The organism is Pandoraea sp. PE-S2T-3 (assembly GCF_002179965.1).
Taxonomy (GTDB): Bacteria; Pseudomonadota; Gammaproteobacteria; order Burkholderiales; family Burkholderiaceae; genus Pandoraea.
This window is the reverse complement of record NZ_NGUQ01000007.1, coordinates 560,843-577,420: the sequence shown is the minus strand read 5'-3', so window position 1 is coordinate 577,420 and position 16,578 is coordinate 560,843. Positions and strand designations below refer to the sequence as shown.

Below are 16,578 nucleotides of genomic sequence, written 5' to 3'. Positions count from 1 at the left end.
TTTGTCTGACCTATGTTGTGGTTCATCCGCGCATGTTCGTGCCGTAGGGCGAACGTGATCCGACAAAAAAGCAGGCGTATTACCGGCATGACGTGACTTCTCGCACGCAACGGACGCCACCCATCCTCCGGGAGACCCAGATGCAGGCGACGTACGCAGTGCCTCAAGCCAACCTGGACCGCCAACGCCGTCACGCCATTGTGGCGACGGTGATCGGCAATGGTCTGGAATGGTTCGACTTCACCGTCTATAGCTTCTTCGCGGCGATTATCGCCAAGCAATTCTTCCCCACCGGCGACGACCTCTCGTCGTTCCTGCTGGCCGTGGCCACGTTCGGCGTGGGCTTCTTCATGCGCCCGGTCGGCGGCATCGTGCTCGGTGTGTATTCCGATCGCGTCGGCCGCAAGGCAGCGCTGTCGCTCACCATCCTGTTGATGGCTGCCGGCACGGCGATGATCGGCCTCGCACCGACCTACGACCAGATCGGCCTGGCCGCCCCCGTGATCATCGTGCTCGCGCGTTTGCTGCAAGGCTTCTCGGCCGGTGGCGAAATGGGCGGCGCGACGGCGTTCCTCACCGAATATGCGCCGGCCAATCAGCGCGCCTACTACTCCGCATGGATTCAGTCGAGCATCGGTTTTGCCGTGCTGCTCGGCGCGGCCGTGGGCACGTTCGTGACGACGGAACTGGACAAGGCTTCGCTCGAATCGTGGGGCTGGCGTGTGCCGTTCATCGTGGGCATGCTGATCGGCCCGGTCGGCTTCTACATCCGTAGCAAGGTCGACGAGACGCCGACGTTCCAGCACGCCGAAAAGTCGAATACGCCGCTGCGCGACGTGTTCTCGAAGTACCCGCGCGAAACGCTCGCGAGCTTCTCGATGGTCGTGCTGTGGACGATCTGCACCTACGTGCTGCTGTTCTACATGCCGACGTATGCCCAACGCGTGCTGAAGTTGCCGGCCGCCAATGGCTTCACCGCAGGCATGGTGGGCGGCGCCATGATTCTGGTGTTCGCACCGGTCGTGGGACGTCTGGCAGACCGCTACGGCCGCCGTCCGTTCCTGTCGGGTTCCGCACTGCTGATTCTGTTGCTCGCGTGGCCGATGTTCACGTATCTGAACGTGGCACCGGGTCTGCAATCGCTGCTGACGTTCCAGATCGTGTTCGGCCTGCTGATCGCCTGCTACACGGGCCCGATTCTCGCGGCATTCTCGGAGCTGTTCCCGCCGCAGGTGCTGTCGACCGGCCTGTCGGTGGCATACAACTTCGCGGTCACGATCTTCGGCGGCTTCGCTGCGCTGATCATCACGTGGCTGATCGCCCGCACGGGCAGCAACATGGCCCCGGCGATCTACGTGATCATCGCGGCGGCCATCAGCTTCGTGGGCACCCGCTTCGTCAAGCCGCTGCCGTACAAAACCAAGGCCTGACCGTTTCATAGAAAAGGCGCGCCCTCACCGGCGCGCCTTTTTGTCATTTCGCTGAATTTCGCTGCAATTCGCTGCACCTCTGCACCAACACTCCAACAACGTCCAAGGAACTCCCCCATGTCCGTTACCCTGCTTCGCGGCGGCAATGTGCTCGACGCTGCCGCCGGCCGCTTGCTCGCGCGCCACGACGTCGCCATCGAGGGCAACCGCATCACCGCCGTCTCCGCGACGCCGCTCGACATCGATGGCGCGACCGTCATCGACGTGACCGGCAAGACCGTCATGCCCGGCCTGATCGACTGCCACGTGCACGTACTCGCCTCGCATCCGAATCTCGGCACCAACGCCAGTCAGCCCAACGTGCTGACCGTGCTCAAGTCGCTGCCGATCATGCAAGGCATGCTCAACCGCGGCTTCACGACCGTGCGCGACGCCGGCGGTGCCGACTGGGCGCTGCAACAGGCCATCGAACAAGGCGTGATTCCGGGCCCGCGTATCTTCCCGTCGGGCAAAGCACTTTCGCAGACCGGCGGTCACGGCGATTTTCGTCCGCGCAGCGACGTGCTGGAGCCGTGTTCGTGCGCGTTCCGTGCAGGCGCCATCGGCCGTGTGGTCGACGGTGTCGACCCGATCCGTCTGGCCGTGCGTGAAGAGATCCAAAAGGGCGCCACGCAGATCAAGCTGATGGCGTCGGGCGGTGTCGCTTCGCCGGTCGATCCGATTGCGAACACGCAGTATTCGGAAGACGAGATCCGCGCAGCGGTCGCAGAAGCCGAAGCCGCGCAAACGTATGTGATGGCCCACGCGTACACGCCGAAGGCGATCGCACGCGCCGTACGCTGCGGCGTGCGCACCATCGAGCACGGCAACCTGTGCGATGCCGAGACGGCCAAGCTCATGGCGGAGAAAGGCGCGTATGTAGTGCCGACGCTCGTGACGTATGACGCACTCGCCAAGGATGGCGAATCGCTGGGCCTTCCGCCGGAATCGGTGGCGAAGGTCGAGAGCGTGCAACGTGCGGGCCGCGAGTCACTGTCGATCTATCGCGACGCGGGCGTAAAGATGGGTTTCGGTTCCGACCTGCTGGGCGACATGCACAAGTACCAGTCGGATGAACTGACGATTCGCGCCGACGTGCTGGGTGCCGCCGAGACGCTGCGCTCGGCAACGGTCATCGGCGCAGAGATTCTGAACCGCGCAGGCGAGCTGGGCGTGATCGCACCGGGCGCACTCGCCGACGTGCTCGTCGTCGACGGCAATCCGCTGGAAACCATCGGCGTGCTGACCGGCCAAGGCGAAGGCATCCAGTGGGTGTTCAAGGACGGCAAGGTCGCAAAGCAGCCGAAGTAATCGCCGTAGCAACCTCGCTTGCGAGGGCATGAGAAAACGCCGTGACGTTCTACACGTCACGGCGTTTTTCATTGTGTCGCTACTTCGATGCGCTGCGCCTCATCGCCACAACGTCCATGCGAATGCGGTGATCACCACCACGCAAATCAGGTTGATGAAAAAGCCCGCATGTACCATCCGGCGTTGCGGCACTTGTCCGGTACCGAACACGATGGCGTTAGGTGGCGTGGCCACCGGCAGCATGAAGGCACACGACGCGCCGATGCCGATCACCATCGTGAGCAACGCCTCTGGAAAACCTAAGGATACCGAAATAGTTGCAAAGATCGGCACCAGAATTGCCGCGCTGGCCGTGTTGCTGGTGAGCTCGGTCAGAAACACGATGAACGCCGCAGTGATCAGCAAGACTGCCAGCGTGTGACTCATCGCGAAGACGCTCGACACACCTTCCGCCATCACCACGCTCGCGCCCGAATTGCGCAGCACCACGCTCAACGTCAGACCACCACCGAACAGCAACAGAACGCCCCAATCGGTGTGCTCCTGAATCTGCTTCCAACTGGCCACGCCCGTCATGCCGATCAAGACCGCTGCTGACAACGCAATGAGCGTATCCAGTTGCTTCACGCCACCGAGTAACTGGCTGATCTGCTGACTGAAGATCCAACTGAGTACGGTGCCCGCAAAGATCGTCACGGCGACGACGCGTTGCGCGGTCCAGACCATGGGTTCCGTCGTCGTCTCGATCCGCTGGTCCAGTCGCGGGCGCAGCACGACATACATCGTGACCACCATCAGCGGCAACAACACCGCAACCAGCGGTACTCCAAATTTCGCCCACGTCAGGAAGTCGATACCCAAATGTGTCGCCACCATCGCGTTGGGCACGCTACCGACGATGGTGCCCAAGCCGCCGATGTTGGCGCTGTACGCAATGCCGAGCAGCAGGAACGCCACGGTGTTGCGGTCGTCCCGCGTGTCGAGTTGCACAAGGATGCCGAGCGCGAGCGGCAACATCATCGACGTGGTGGAGGTGTTGTTCACCCACATCGACATGGCGGCCGTCGCCCCGAACAACATCCACGCCGCGCGGTTCATGCGACCACCGGCCAGATGCAACAGCCGGTTGGCGAGAAAACGGTCGAGTCCCTGCACGCGCAGCGCCGTCGCCAGCGCGAACCCGCCGAAGAACAGAAACACGATGGGATGTGCGAACGACTGCAAGGCCGCCGGTGTCTCCAGAATGCCCAGCAGAACCGCCAGCACAGGCACCATCAACGCCGTCATGGTGAGATGCACGGCCTCCGATAGCCACAACACCGCGACGAAAGCGGCCAATGCGAGGCCGCGGTTGGTTTTGTCTTCGAACGGCAAGACGAGAATCATCGTCACCATCATCAGGGCACTGGCCGCCAGCACCCACATATCGCGTGTGGACACGGCCCAGGTGCGTGCCACCTTTCCAACAATATCGTTCATCTCCTATACCTCGATCCATGTAGTCGTTTTGATTGGCGGCGCCCTGACCGCTTTGGGGGGGTGATCGAGGGCCACACGGCGAGTTCGCCCGGCACTTCACCCCGGGGGAGCAAAGCAGCCGTGACTCGCGCGCGTACGTTAGATGCCAATTTGCCGAAGTAACGCCAAGGAAAAGGCCCAAACACGTTTTGGGCGGGGAATCAGGGGGAGCGCAGAGGGGACCGGCAATGTCCACTTGGCGAAACACGAACGGGGAAACCGAAAGCGCGTCGCATCGAACGGCAGAAAAATTGGCCCGGCTACGTCAGATAGCGTCGGCACGTGACGAAGCATTTCCTGAAACTGCAAACGCCGTCAGAGGAAGCCACTCCACATGTCATCCGAATTTTCATTCACCCCATGGAAACCCTGGAGTTCCGATGTCTATTCCCCGTTTGACGCATCGCTGCATGACGCCAAAATGCCTCACCCCTCGGTTGCCGCAGGGCGGTCAACCAACGGATTACATCGCGACATCGTCGCAAAGCTTGAGGGAGTAAAAAACGTTGCCTGGCAACTGGGCGAAAATCGTTTCGAGGCAGTCCCGCCAGCGCAAATCGACGTCGCCATCGAGGGCCTCGACAAGGCGATGAAGAAGCTCGATGCGACCGTGTGGGACAAGACCGGCACGCCGGGTCGTCATCAAAATCCGCTGCATTGTTTTCGCCGGTATGCGCGCAAGCAAAACGATCGGCACGATGCGGAAAATCTGTCGAAATCGGTACGCAATCTCCACGAGAGTCTGCGGCAAATAGACGGCGCATTGAACGCTCTGCTGAAGACGACATCGACGCTGTGTGAAAGCAAGGAAAGCGCGGACAACAGCGTGACACAGGCCACTTTGCTCAGTGAATTACGCACGCACCTCGACGCCGCCCGCAAATGCCTGCCCTCGTCAAAGAATCGGCTCAACACAAAGGCTGCGGTGATCGTGATGCTCGCGGCCACGTCCATCGCCATCACGGTATCTGCGTTCGTGCTGTCTGGCGGGGCAATCGCTGTCGCAGCCGTGGCCTTCGGCATCGCATACACGTTAGCCAGTGCGCTCAACACCATTCTCAATCAACGCTTCTACCAGCGAGATGCCGGCTGGAACGAGTTCTCCAAATCCATCGACAAGCTGCACGATCTGACCATCACACAACTGGAGCAACGCATGAACACCGTAAATTCCTATCGCACGCTCAAAGGCATCGAACATCTCACACAAGAAACGGGAAACTTGCGCAATGACGTCAGGCGTCTCGGACGCGCAACGGACGATATCGATAAACGAACGACAACGATGGGGAATGACATCAGCAACCTTCGTTCCTCAATGGACGCGATGAATGCCACGATGGAGCGCATGCGAAAAGATTTTGAAGCTGCCCGCTCGACGTAAATTTGATGGCATCAACAAAAAAAGGGGCAGCCCTCTCGGACTGCCCCTCTCAACATCTGAAGCGCGTGCTTCACGCAAATATCGCGCTTGTGTCTTGCTCGTAAGACGTTACTTCTTCCACCCCGGCGTGACGAATACCGAGCGCACGTCGTCCAGCGTTTGCGACACGGTTTCGCGGGCACGTTCGGTGCCGGCGCGCAGCATATCCCACACGTAATCCGGATTCTTCGCGAATTCTTCGCGGCGCTCGCGCATCGGACGCAGCATCTCTTGCAGACGCTCTTCCAGACGCGCCTTGACCTTCGAGTCGCCCAGACCGCCACGCACGTAGTGGTCTTTCATGGCTTGCACGCCTTCCTTGTCTTCGTCGAACGCATCGAGATATGCGAACGCGACGTTGCCTTCCAGATGGCCCGGGTCTTCCACGCGCAGGTGCAGCGGATCGGTGTAGCAGTTCTTCACGGCCTTGCGAATCTCGTCCGGCGAGGACGAAATGTTGATCACGTTGCCGAGCGACTTGCTCATCTTCGCCTTGCCGTCGATCCCGGGCAGACGGCCGATCGGCGGCACGAGGGCTTTCGTTTCGACCAGGATTTCGCGATCGGCGAGACGGTTCAGACGCCGCACGATTTCGTTCGTCTGCTCAATCATCGGCAGTTGGTCTTCGCCCACCGGCACCAGCGTCGCACGGAACGCCGTGATGTCGGCGGCCTGGCTCACCGGATAGGTGAGGAAGCCGGCGGGAATATCGCGTTCGAAGTTGCGCAGCCCGATTTCCTGCTTCACGGTCGGGTTGCGCTCGAGGCGCGCCACCGTGACGAGGTTCAGGTAGTAGAAGGTGAGTTCGGTCAGCTCGGGCAGCCACGTCTGCACGCAGATGGTGGTCACATCCGGGTCGATGCCAACGGCCAGATAGTCGAGCGCCACTTCCGAGACGTTGCGATGCACCTTGCCGCGATCATCCGTGTTGTCGGTGAGCGCCTGTGCGTCGGCCACGAGCACGAATTGCTTGTATTCGTGCTGATAAGCGACGCGGTTCTTCAGACTGCCGACGTAGTGACCCAAATGCAGCGGGCCAGTCGGGCGGTCACCCGTGAGAATGACCTTGCGGTCCGCAGGCGACTTCGAAACACTCATTTTTCTCTCCATAATCAACCGCTTATTGAACCGACGACTCAACCGGCTACTTAGCAGATTGGTGGGCCGGCCACACCCGCCGAGCCGCGCCAAAACCCTCCGTCGCATGCCCAGCCGGCATCGAGTCTACCCACTCGCGTAAACCGTAACCCCCGAATGGTAGCGCGTTGGCCGGATGCCGGTATGGAAACGCCTTACGTGACGCCAATTCGGATAGCGCGGCATGATCGCTTTGCGCGTCCAAATAAAAATGCCGTTCAGTCTTGCCACTGAACGGCATTTGCCAGCATATTACCTACGGATTGCAGCCTTCGATGGCGTTAGCTTAGCGCGCCGTCACCACCGGAATGCCCTTGAGGGACTTGCCGCTGCTGCGCGCGTGGGCCAGTGCCTCGGTCACGGCATCACCGGTGGCCGGCGTCACGTCGAGACGGCCGGCAATGGTCGCTTCGACACGCTTCGCCATCACCAGATTCGCCAGCTTCACATGGCCGTAGCCGCGAATCTTCGCCGGCACTTCCGCCAACGCTGCGACGTCCGCCAGCCTATCGGCGTTCAGACCGGCCAGCGCCTGACCGATGGTCGCACGGTAGTCGGCGATCAACTGACGCTCCATGCGGCGCTCCAGCGTGTAACCGAACACGTCGAGGGCACCGCCACGCAGACCGCGCAGCTTCGCCATGCCGCGCAACACGGGCCACAACCACGGGCCGATCGTGACCTTCTTCGGCGCGCCACCGTCCTTGCCGCGCGCGATGAGCGGCGGGGCCATGTGGAACTCAAGGCGGAAATCGCGGCCCGGCTTGCCGTCGAACGTCTCGCCCAGCGCTTCGGTGAACGACGTCTCGGCATACAGACGCGCCACTTCATACTCGTCCTTGTACGCCATCAGACGCGAAAGCTGCTGCGCCACGGCGCGCGACACGCGACCCGGCGCACCCGCCACCCGCGTTTCCGCATCGGCAACCTGCTTCACAAAGCTCGCAAACTGCGCCGCATACGCCGCGCTCTGATACTTCGTCAGCAAGTCGACGCGGTGCGCGACGAGCTCGTCGAACGACATGTCCGCCGCCACCGGCGCATGCACCGGCTGATTCACGGCCTTGGCCGTCGTTTGCGTCAGTGCCGTCGGGTCACCGGCCGCGAGGCGGCCGATAGCCAACGCCAACTGGTTCATCGGCACGGCAACATTGTTCAGTTCGATCGCACGTTGCAGCGCGTCCAGCGACACCGGCACGAGACCCAACTGCCACGCAAAACCGAGCATGATGATGTTCGCGCCCATCGTGTCGCCGAGGAAGCGCTGCGCCAGCGCCTGCGCATCACACGCGTCGAGCTTCTCGTTGCCGGCCGCATGACGCATCTTCGCGAGCAACGCGTCGGCATGCAGGTTGGCATCGGGGTTCTGCACGAACGTCGCGTTCGGAATCGCATGCGTGTTGACGACCACACGCGTGCGGTCGCGGCGCACGGTTTGCAGCGCATCGGCGCTCGCCCCCACGACCATGTCGCAGGCCAGCAGCACGTCGGCCTGCTGCGTGTCGATACGCACTTGGTTGAGTGCCTGCGGCGTGTTCGCAAAACGCACGAACGACAGCACAGCGCCACCCTTCTGCGCGAAGCCCATGAAGTCGAGCACCGAAGCACTCTTGCCTTCGAGGTGCGCCGCCATCGTGATGAGCGCGCCAATCGTGACCACGCCCGTCCCCCCCACACCCGTGACCATGATGTCGAACGGTGCATCGCCAGCAAGCGCAGCCGGCTGCGGCAGCGCGTTCAGACGCCCTTCAAACGCGGCCTGATCGAACGCCGCAGCGAGCGCCTTCTTCAACGCGGCACCCTTGACCGACACGAAGCTCGGGCAGAAGCCGTTCACGCACGAAAAGTCCTTGTTGCATGACGATTGATCGATGCGGCGCTTGCGGCCCATCGCTGTTTCCACCGGCTCGACCGACAGGCAGTTCGAGGCCACGCCGCAATCGCCGCAGCCTTCGCAAACCGCTTCGTTGATGAACAGGCGGCGATCCGGATTCGGGAATTCGTTTTTCTTCCGGCGACGGCGCTTTTCCGCCGCGCAGGTCTGGTCGTAGATGAGCACGGTCGCGCCCGCAATCTCGCGCAACTCGCGCTGCACGGCGTCGAGTTCGCTGCGGTGATGGAACGTCGTGCCCTTCGGAAACTGACCTTCGTGTCCGACGTACTTCTCCGGCTCGTCGCTCACCACCACCAGCTTGGCAATCCCCTCGGCTTCAACCTGACGCGCGATCTGCGGCACCGAAATCGAACCGTCGACGGGTTGCCCGCCGGTCATCGCGACCGCGTCGTTGTAGAGAATCTTGTAGGTGATATTCGCCTTCGAGGCGACCGCCTGACGAATGGCAAGCAAGCCCGAGTGGAAGTACGTGCCGTCGCCCAGATTCTGGAAAACGTGAGGACGTTTGGTGAAGTTCGAGTGCGCGGCCCAGTCGACACCTTCGCCGCCCATCTGAATCAGGCCCGTGGTGTCGCGGTCCATCCACGACGCCATGAAGTGGCAGCCGATACCGGCCTGCGCAATGGAGCCGTCAGGCACTTTGGTCGACGTGTTGTGCGGGCAGCCCGAACAGAAATACGGCACGCGGCGCACGCCGTCGGCTTCGTTCGAGAGGATGTCGTGCGCCACGAGATCGACCACGCGCTCGCGACGATCGAGCGCCGGGCGATGCTTCGCGATCCATTCGGCAAACACCGGCAATACGCGCGACGGACGCAGTTCACCGAGTGCAGACAGCAACGCGCGGCCATCGGTATCGGTCTTGCCGAGCACGATCGGGCGCGAGCCGGTCGTGCGGTTGTACAGGTATTGCTTGATCTGCTGCTCGACCACCGGGCCCTTCTCTTCGATGACGAGAATTTCCGTGAGGCCGGCCACAAAGCTGTCGAGACGCGACATTTCCAGCGGGAACGACTGACCCACCTTGTAGATGCGCACACCGGCGGCGGCGAGGTCTTCGATGGTGATGTCCAGACGGCGCAGCGTCTCCATCAAGTCGAGGTGCGCCTTGCCGCAGGTGACGATACCGATATCGGCGTCCGGCGTCGGCGCAATCCACTTGTCGATGCTGTTCACGCGGGCGAATGCGCGCACGGCGTCGAGCTTCGCGGCCAGACGCGTCTCGAGCGCGAGGCTCGGCAGGTCGGGCCAGCGGTTGTGCAGGCCGCCTTCGGGCGTCACGTAATCGAGCGGTTCGGCCCAGTCGGTGCGGATCTTGTCGAGGTCGACGGTGCCGCGCGATTCCACGGTTTCCGAAATCGCCTTGAGGCCCGCCCACGCACCAGAGAAGCGCGACAGTGCATAGCCATAAAGACCGAATTCGACGAGTTCGCCAATGTCGGCGGGGTTCAGTACGGGCATGCTCCACGACATCATCGTGAAGTCGCTCTGGTGCGGCATCGACGACGACACGCAACCATGATCGTCACCCGCCACCACCAGCACGCCACCATGGCGCGATGCGCCGTAGGCGTTGCCGTGCTTGAGCGCATCGCCCGCGCGGTCGACGCCCGGGCCTTTGCCGTACCACATGCCGAACACGCCTTCGACGGTGCGCTCAGGGTCGTCTTCCACGCGTTGCGTGCCCATGACGGCCGTGCCGCCGAGCTCTTCGTTGATCGCCGGCAGAAACTTGACCTTCGCCGCGTCGAGCAGCTTCTTGGCCTTCCACAGTTGCTGATCCACGCCGCCAAGCGGCGAGCCGCGATAGCCGCTGATGAAGCCCGCCGTGTTCAGACCGCGTGCGGCGTCCAACTGGTGTTGCATCAGCAAAATGCGCACGAGCGCTTGCGTGCCGGTCAGGAAAATCTGACCACGGCGTGCGGTGAGCGCGTCGGAGAGCTGATAGTCGGGATGGGCCAGCGGGTTGGCCGTGGGCGTCGCGAGCGCGGCGCGCATGGGGGCATTCATCGTGTATCTCCTGATCCCCGTGCGGCCCGTTCCGGCATCTTGTGATCAGGGATGTGATCGATGCGGCGGCCGTGCTTCGGGGGCGTGTCGTTATGTTCGTTGTCGCGCCCGGCCCAGCAGGACAGGCGAGCGTCCGTATGGAAGCAGTGTATGGGGAGGCAGGAGAAAGATTTTTACTATTTCACTCGGTTTGGCGCAGAATAAGAAACGTTCATTTCGAAATAGGCCATTTTGGAAAATGGAATTACTCGACAACTTTGCGCGGCAGATCCTGCGCCTCTTGCAGATCGATTCGCGCCGTTCAGCGCAGGAACTCTCGGAAAACGTCGGGCTGTCGGCGACCCCGTGCTGGCGGCGCATCAAGGAGATGGAGCAGAACGGCGTGATCCAGCGCTACACGGTGCTGCTCGATCGCGAGAAGCTCGGCCTGCACGTGTGTGCGCTGGCGCACGTGCAGCTCACGCGCCACACGGAAGGCGGCACGGAACAGTTCGAGCGCGAGATCCGCACCTGCCCTGAGGTGACGGAGTGCTACAGCACCACCGGCGAAGCCGACTACATCCTGAAAATCGTGGCGCCCGACATCAAGGCGTACGACGCCTTCCTGCACGAACACATCTTCCGCCTGCCCGCCGTCGCCCACGTCAAAACCAGCGTAGTGCTGCGCGAAATCAAGTTCGATACGAGCCTGCCGGTCTGACGGCAAGCGAATCACACGGCGGGGCACCCGTGCCCCGCCGCGCCTTCCCGCCGCCTTGCCAACCCTTCCCGCCCATTGACACCGTCGAGGAAATTCCCCCTTGACGCCGGTTTCATTTATCGTTAAAAATGCGAATGATTCTTATTTAAGTTCGTTGTCCCGAGGCCGAAAAACATGCGGCCGGGTGGCACGAGATTTCGCCAGCCGCGCCTGCCAGCGTGTTTCGCCCGGTCGTTTTCGACATCGGGGGAACACGACGATTGCCACGAGCGCTTGCCAGCCAGCAACGGGGTTTTTTGCACTGGGAGCCAGCAGTGAAGCAGTCGTCGAGCGGCGGGGACCGCCAATTTGTCATGACCACGCGCCGGGGAAACGGCGCCAACCCTTCGATTCGTACCAGCCGCATCGCCGGCAACCGTGTCGAAGACTCGCGTAGCGAACGCGCTCGTGAGAACCACCGGCGTCTGCGTCCGCTGGTGCGTGCGGTGTTTGCCGCTGTCTGGCTGCCTGCCGGGCTCACCGCCGGGATGACTGCTGCGTACGCGCAACAGGCTCCGGCGCAGGCTCAGGTCGAAACGACCGGTGCGGCGGCTGCCACAGCTACGGCAGCTACGGCGGCCCAGCCCATCCCGGCCGTCCAGCTCGCACAGGCAACACCCAAGGCACCGTTGCAGCTCGCCGAGGCCAACCTCAGAGAGGTGAACGTCACGGCCACGCGCACGCGCACTGAATCGGACCGCACGCCGGCATCGATCTCGGTCATCACCGATCAGGATCTCGAAGAGCAGCAGGCGCAAGACATCAAGGAAGCGCTGCGCTACGAGCCCGGCGTCACCGTGCGCCGCGCGCCGTATCGCCCCGGTTCCGCGGCATTGGGCGGTGGGCGTGACAGCAATTCCAGCATCAACATCCGAGGTCTCGAAGGCAATCGCGTCGCCCTCTTCGAAGATGGCATCCGCATGCCGTCCGGCTACTCGTTCGGCCCGCTCGAAGCGGGGCGCGGCGACTACATGAGCATGGACATCCTGCGCCGCATTGAAATTCTGCGCGGCCCGGCCTCGTCCCTCTACGGCAGCGACGGCCTGACCGGCGTGGTCAACTTCCTGACCAAAGACCCGCAGGACCTGCTCGACACCTTCGGCAAGTCGACCTACTTCTCGCTGCGCCCGTACTACAACTCGATGGACCGCAGCTTCGGCACCACCGCTCAAGCCGCCTGGGGCGGCGAGCAGTGGCAGGGCATGGTAATCATCGACGGCAACAAGGGGCACGAGCTCGACAGCAAGGGCACCAACAACAGCGCCAGCACGGCACGCACGACCGCCAATCCGCAGGACAGCAATGGCGACTCGGTGCTGGGCAAGCTCGTGTTCAAGGCTACGCCGAGCTCCACCTTCAAGCTCACGGCCGAGAACGTGCGCCGCCGCGTGGACACGCAGGTGTTGTCGGCGGTGAACCCGCCCACGACGCTGGGTCTGGCCACCAGCGACCGTCTGGAACGCAATCGCGTCAGCCTCGATTACGACTTCAACGACGCGTCGCAGGCGTATGTGCAGAACGCGCACGCGTTGCTGTACTTCCAAGATGCAAAGAACAACCAGTACGCGTACGAAAATCGTACGGCGGGCGCCCGCACGCGCGACAACACGTACAAGGAACGCACCATCGGCGGTTCGCTGCAAGCCGAGAGCAACTTCGCCACCGGCCCGCTGGCGCACAAGCTGGTGTACGGCACGGACGCCAGCAGCGCGTTCATCACGAGCTATCGCAACGGCACCGTGCCGGGTGCTGGTGAATCGTTCCCGAACAAGGCGTTCCCGGATACCGACTACACCCTCTTCGGCGCGTTCTTGCAGGACGAAATCCGTTACGGCGCACTGACCGTCACGCCGGGTATCCGCTACGACGCGTACTGGCTCTCGCCGAAACAGAACGACCCGCTGTACGTCTCGCAGTCGGCTAACGGCAAGCCGGTCGCGCCGACCTCGTCGAACGACTCGGCGTTCTCGCCGCGTCTGGCGATCATGTATGAAATCGCCCCGTCGCTGATTCCGTATGTGCAGTACGCACGCGGCTTCCGCACGCCGACGCCGGATCAGGTCAACAACGGTTTTTCGAACCCGCTGTACGGCTACATGTCGATCGCCAACCCGAACCTGAAGCCGGAAACGAGCGATACGGTCGAACTGGGTCTGCGCGGACGTCTGGCCACCACGTTGGGGCCGGTCACGTATAGCACCGCCGTCTTTGCGGGCAACTATCGCAACTTCATCTCGCAGCAGAACATCAGCGGCTCGGGCCGCCCGAACGATCCGCTCATCTATCAGTACGTGAACTTCAGCCGCGCCCGCATTCAGGGCTGGGAAGGCCGTGCCACGTGGGCGCTCAAGGGCGGTGTGACGCTACGCACGGCGATGGCCTACACACACGGCACCACGGAAGACGATGGTTCGAGCAGCCAGCCGCTCAACACCATCAACCCGTTCTCGATGGTGCTCGGCGTGCGCTATGAGCCGAACAGCACGTGGTTCGCGCAAGCCGACCTGTTGTTCCAGGCCGCCAAGTCGCAAAGCCAGATCGCCAAGACCTGCACGTCGGGTACGCAGCAAAACCAGACCTGCTGGGCCCCGGGGTCGTCGATCGTGCTCGACCTGTCGGGCGGGTATCACATCAACAAGCACGCCACGGTTTATGCGGGCGTCTACAACGTGTTCGACCGCAAGTACTGGAACTGGTCGGACGTGCGCAACATCGCCGAAACGTCGAACGTGAAGGACGCGTATTCGGCACCGGGCCGCAGCGTGGCTGTGAGCCTGAAATTGCAGTACTGACCGATCGAATCGTCAGTTGACGAGATGTGTCGCGAGATCCGATTAGTCAGACAAGTCAGACCCAGTCAGACGATGTGCCCGCCGCCGTGCGGGCACGTGCCAGCCACCTGCCAGCAAGCTACCGCAACAAAGGAATTTGCCATGATGAACGCTCAGAACGCCTCCGCCACCGCTGCTGCCAAGCCGGTCTTTCCCGCCCTCGCCGACGTCACCCGTCTGCGCAGCGAATTCCAACGCCTGAAGTCCGAGCAGAACCTGCGCGATCGTGACGCTGCGGCGGCGCTCGGCGTGTCGGAAGGCGAGACCGTCGCCGCGTTTGTCGGCGAACACGTCGTGCGTCTGCGCCCGGACTTCATCGAGATTGTCGAAGCCCTGCCCGCGCTGGGCCGCGTGATGGCGCTCACGCGCAACAACGCTGCCGTGCACGAGAAGGACGGTCCGTACGAGAAGCTCTCGCACAACGGCACCATCGGTCTCGGCCTCGGCAAAGAGCTCGATCTGCGCATCTTCTATCACCAGTGGGCCTACGGCTATGCCGTGGAAACGCCGGCTGATAACGGTCCGCGCCGCTCGCTGCAATTCTTCGACAAGACCGGCACGGCCGTGCACAAGATGTTCCTTCGCGATCACAGCGACGTGGGGGCATTCGAAGCGCTCGTCGCCAAATACCGCGCTGACGACCAGACGCCGGGCGAGCAAGTGGTTGCCGCCGACGCCCCGAAGGCCGAAACGCCCGACGCTGACATCGATGTCGCCGCGTTCCAGCGCGATTGGCTCGCCATGACCGATACGCACCAGTTCTTCGAGATGCTCCGGCGTCACGGCGTGTCGCGCGCACAAGCCCTGCGTCTGGCACCCGCCGATCACGCACAAAGCATTCCCGCCGCATCGGTGCGCACGCTGCTCGAAGATGCCGCCGGCACCGACCTGCCGATCATGGTCTTCGTCGGCAATGCCGGCATGATCCAGATTCACACCGGCCCGGTGCAGAACATCCGCGTGATGGGCCCGTGGGTCAATGTGCTCGACCCGGGCTTCAACCTGCATCTGCGTGAAGACCTCGTCGACACCGCTTGGATCGTGCGCAAGCCGACGTCCGACGGCATCGTGTCATCGCTGGAACTGCTCGACGCGTCGGGGATGGTGATCGCCATGTTCTTCGGCGAGCGCAAGCCGGGTCAGGCCGAACGCGAAGACTGGCGCGAGACGCTGGGTCGCGTGGCCGCCGCCGGAGCCGCCGCGTGAAAACGACATTCGACGCACGTGAGGCCGCCATGGACACGTCATCGGGCACGTCATCGGGCACGTCATCGGGCACGTCATCGGTTACCGCGGCAGGTGTGCCGGGCAAGCCTGCCCGGCGAGCGCTGCTCGCGGGCGGCGCTGCGCTTGCAGCGGGCGCATGGCTCTCGCCCTTCGGCATGGTCTCGTCGGCGTTGGCGGCAACGGCTGCCGTGCCCGCCAACGCCGCTGGCCCGAAGCGGGTCATCGTCGCAGGCGGCGCGCTGACGGAGATCGTCTACGCACTCGGCGCGCAGGAACGTGTGGTCGCCAACGACCTCACCAGCCTGTACCCCGAGGCCGCGACCAAGCTGCCCAAGATCGGCTATCTGCGCACGCTCTCCGCCGAGGGCGTGCTGTCGTTGCATCCCGATCTGCTGCTCGCCGGTGCGGAAGCGGGTCCGCCGAATGTGCTGACGCAAATCGCGGCGGCCGGCGTGCCGGTGAAACGCTTCACGCACGGCTACACCGCCGAACTGGTGCGCGACAACATTCGTGACGTCGCCGCCGCGTTGCGCGTGAACGACGACGGTGCGCGCGTGGCCAATCGCTTCATGACGGACTGGCAGAAGGCACGCGACGAGATCACCCAACGCTATGGCAAGCAACGTCGCCCGCGCGTGTTGTTCATCTTGGGTCACACCGGCAATCAGGTGATGGTCGCGGGGCAGGACACCGCCGCCGACGCGATGCTCGCCTTCGCCGGTGCCGAGAATGCGTTAAGCGGTTTCACGGGGTATCGCCCGCTGACGGCAGAAGCCGCCGTTGCGGCACAGCCCGATGTGCTGCTGACGACTACGACCGGTCCGTCGAGCGTCGATCCCGCCGCCACGCTGCTGGCACAACCCGGGCTGGCGACTACGCCTGCCGGACGTGCCAAACGTGTCGTGAGCTTCGACGCGCTCTATCTGCTCGGTTTCGGCCCGCGCCTGCCGCAAGCGGTGGCCGAACTGGCGCAACGCGTGCACGCGGCGTAAAGCTGCTATTGGTCCGCTATTGAACGA

The 16,578-nt window shown here is 63.0% G+C and carries 10 protein-coding genes; 7 read left to right on the top strand and 3 right to left on the bottom strand.

Features of this window, described 5'->3' with window-relative positions; translation table 11 throughout:
- Positions 1-140 precede the first annotated feature (140 nt).
- Both CDV46_RS04535 and CDV46_RS04530 read left to right on the top strand, forming a co-directional pair.
- Positions 141-1,430 (top strand): MFS transporter, encoded by a 1,290-nt coding sequence (locus tag CDV46_RS04535; protein WP_087690863.1) that lies wholly within the window; start codon positions 141-143, stop codon positions 1,428-1,430.
- 117 nt (positions 1,431-1,547) lie between these two features.
- Entirely contained in the window at positions 1,548-2,780 is a 1,233-nt protein-coding gene (locus CDV46_RS04530) for a metal-dependent hydrolase family protein (protein ID WP_087690861.1), read from the top strand.
- A 99-nt stretch (positions 2,781-2,879) separates the two neighbouring features.
- Here the strand turns inward: CDV46_RS04530 and CDV46_RS04525 are convergent, their stop codons facing one another.
- Positions 2,880-4,259, bottom strand: coding sequence for a DASS family sodium-coupled anion symporter (locus CDV46_RS04525; protein WP_087721906.1), 1,380 nt, complete (start codon positions 4,257-4,259; stop codon positions 2,880-2,882).
- A 373-nt stretch (positions 4,260-4,632) separates the two neighbouring features.
- Between CDV46_RS04525 and CDV46_RS04520 the strand changes: the two genes are divergently transcribed.
- Entirely contained in the window at positions 4,633-5,682 is a 1,050-nt protein-coding gene (locus CDV46_RS04520; RefSeq protein WP_140413293.1) for a hypothetical protein, read from the top strand.
- Positions 5,683-5,790: 108 nt separating this feature from the next.
- On the opposite strand, the gene trpS is transcribed toward CDV46_RS04520, so the two are convergent.
- A complete protein-coding gene (gene trpS, locus CDV46_RS04515; RefSeq protein WP_087690855.1) occupies positions 5,791-6,819 on the bottom strand; it encodes a tryptophan--tRNA ligase in 1,029 nt (342 codons plus the stop codon).
- Positions 6,820-7,144: 325 nt separating this feature from the next.
- Positions 7,145-10,750: an indolepyruvate ferredoxin oxidoreductase family protein gene (locus tag CDV46_RS04510; RefSeq protein WP_441339306.1), complete on the bottom strand. Its 3,606-nt coding sequence runs from the start codon at positions 10,748-10,750 to the stop codon at positions 7,145-7,147.
- 250 nt (positions 10,751-11,000) lie between these two features.
- Here CDV46_RS04510 and CDV46_RS04505 point away from each other — a divergent pair, with 250 nt between their 5' ends.
- From CDV46_RS04505 to CDV46_RS04490, 4 genes are all read left to right on the top strand, one after another.
- Positions 11,001-11,462 (top strand): Lrp/AsnC family transcriptional regulator, encoded by a 462-nt coding sequence (locus CDV46_RS04505; RefSeq protein ID WP_058376615.1) that lies wholly within the window; start codon positions 11,001-11,003, stop codon positions 11,460-11,462.
- 527 nt (positions 11,463-11,989) lie between these two features.
- Positions 11,990-14,293, top strand: coding sequence for a TonB-dependent hemoglobin/transferrin/lactoferrin family receptor (locus tag CDV46_RS04500; protein WP_087722032.1), 2,304 nt, complete (start codon positions 11,990-11,992; stop codon positions 14,291-14,293).
- Between the two features lie 141 nt (positions 14,294-14,434).
- Positions 14,435-15,538: a hemin-degrading factor gene (locus CDV46_RS04495; protein WP_087721903.1), complete on the top strand. Its 1,104-nt coding sequence runs from the start codon at positions 14,435-14,437 to the stop codon at positions 15,536-15,538.
- A 176-nt stretch (positions 15,539-15,714) separates the two neighbouring features.
- On the top strand, positions 15,715-16,551 hold the full coding sequence (locus CDV46_RS04490) for a heme/hemin ABC transporter substrate-binding protein (protein WP_254915936.1): 837 nt from the start codon (positions 15,715-15,717) through the stop codon (positions 16,549-16,551).
- The last annotated feature ends 27 nt before the right edge of the window (positions 16,552-16,578 follow it).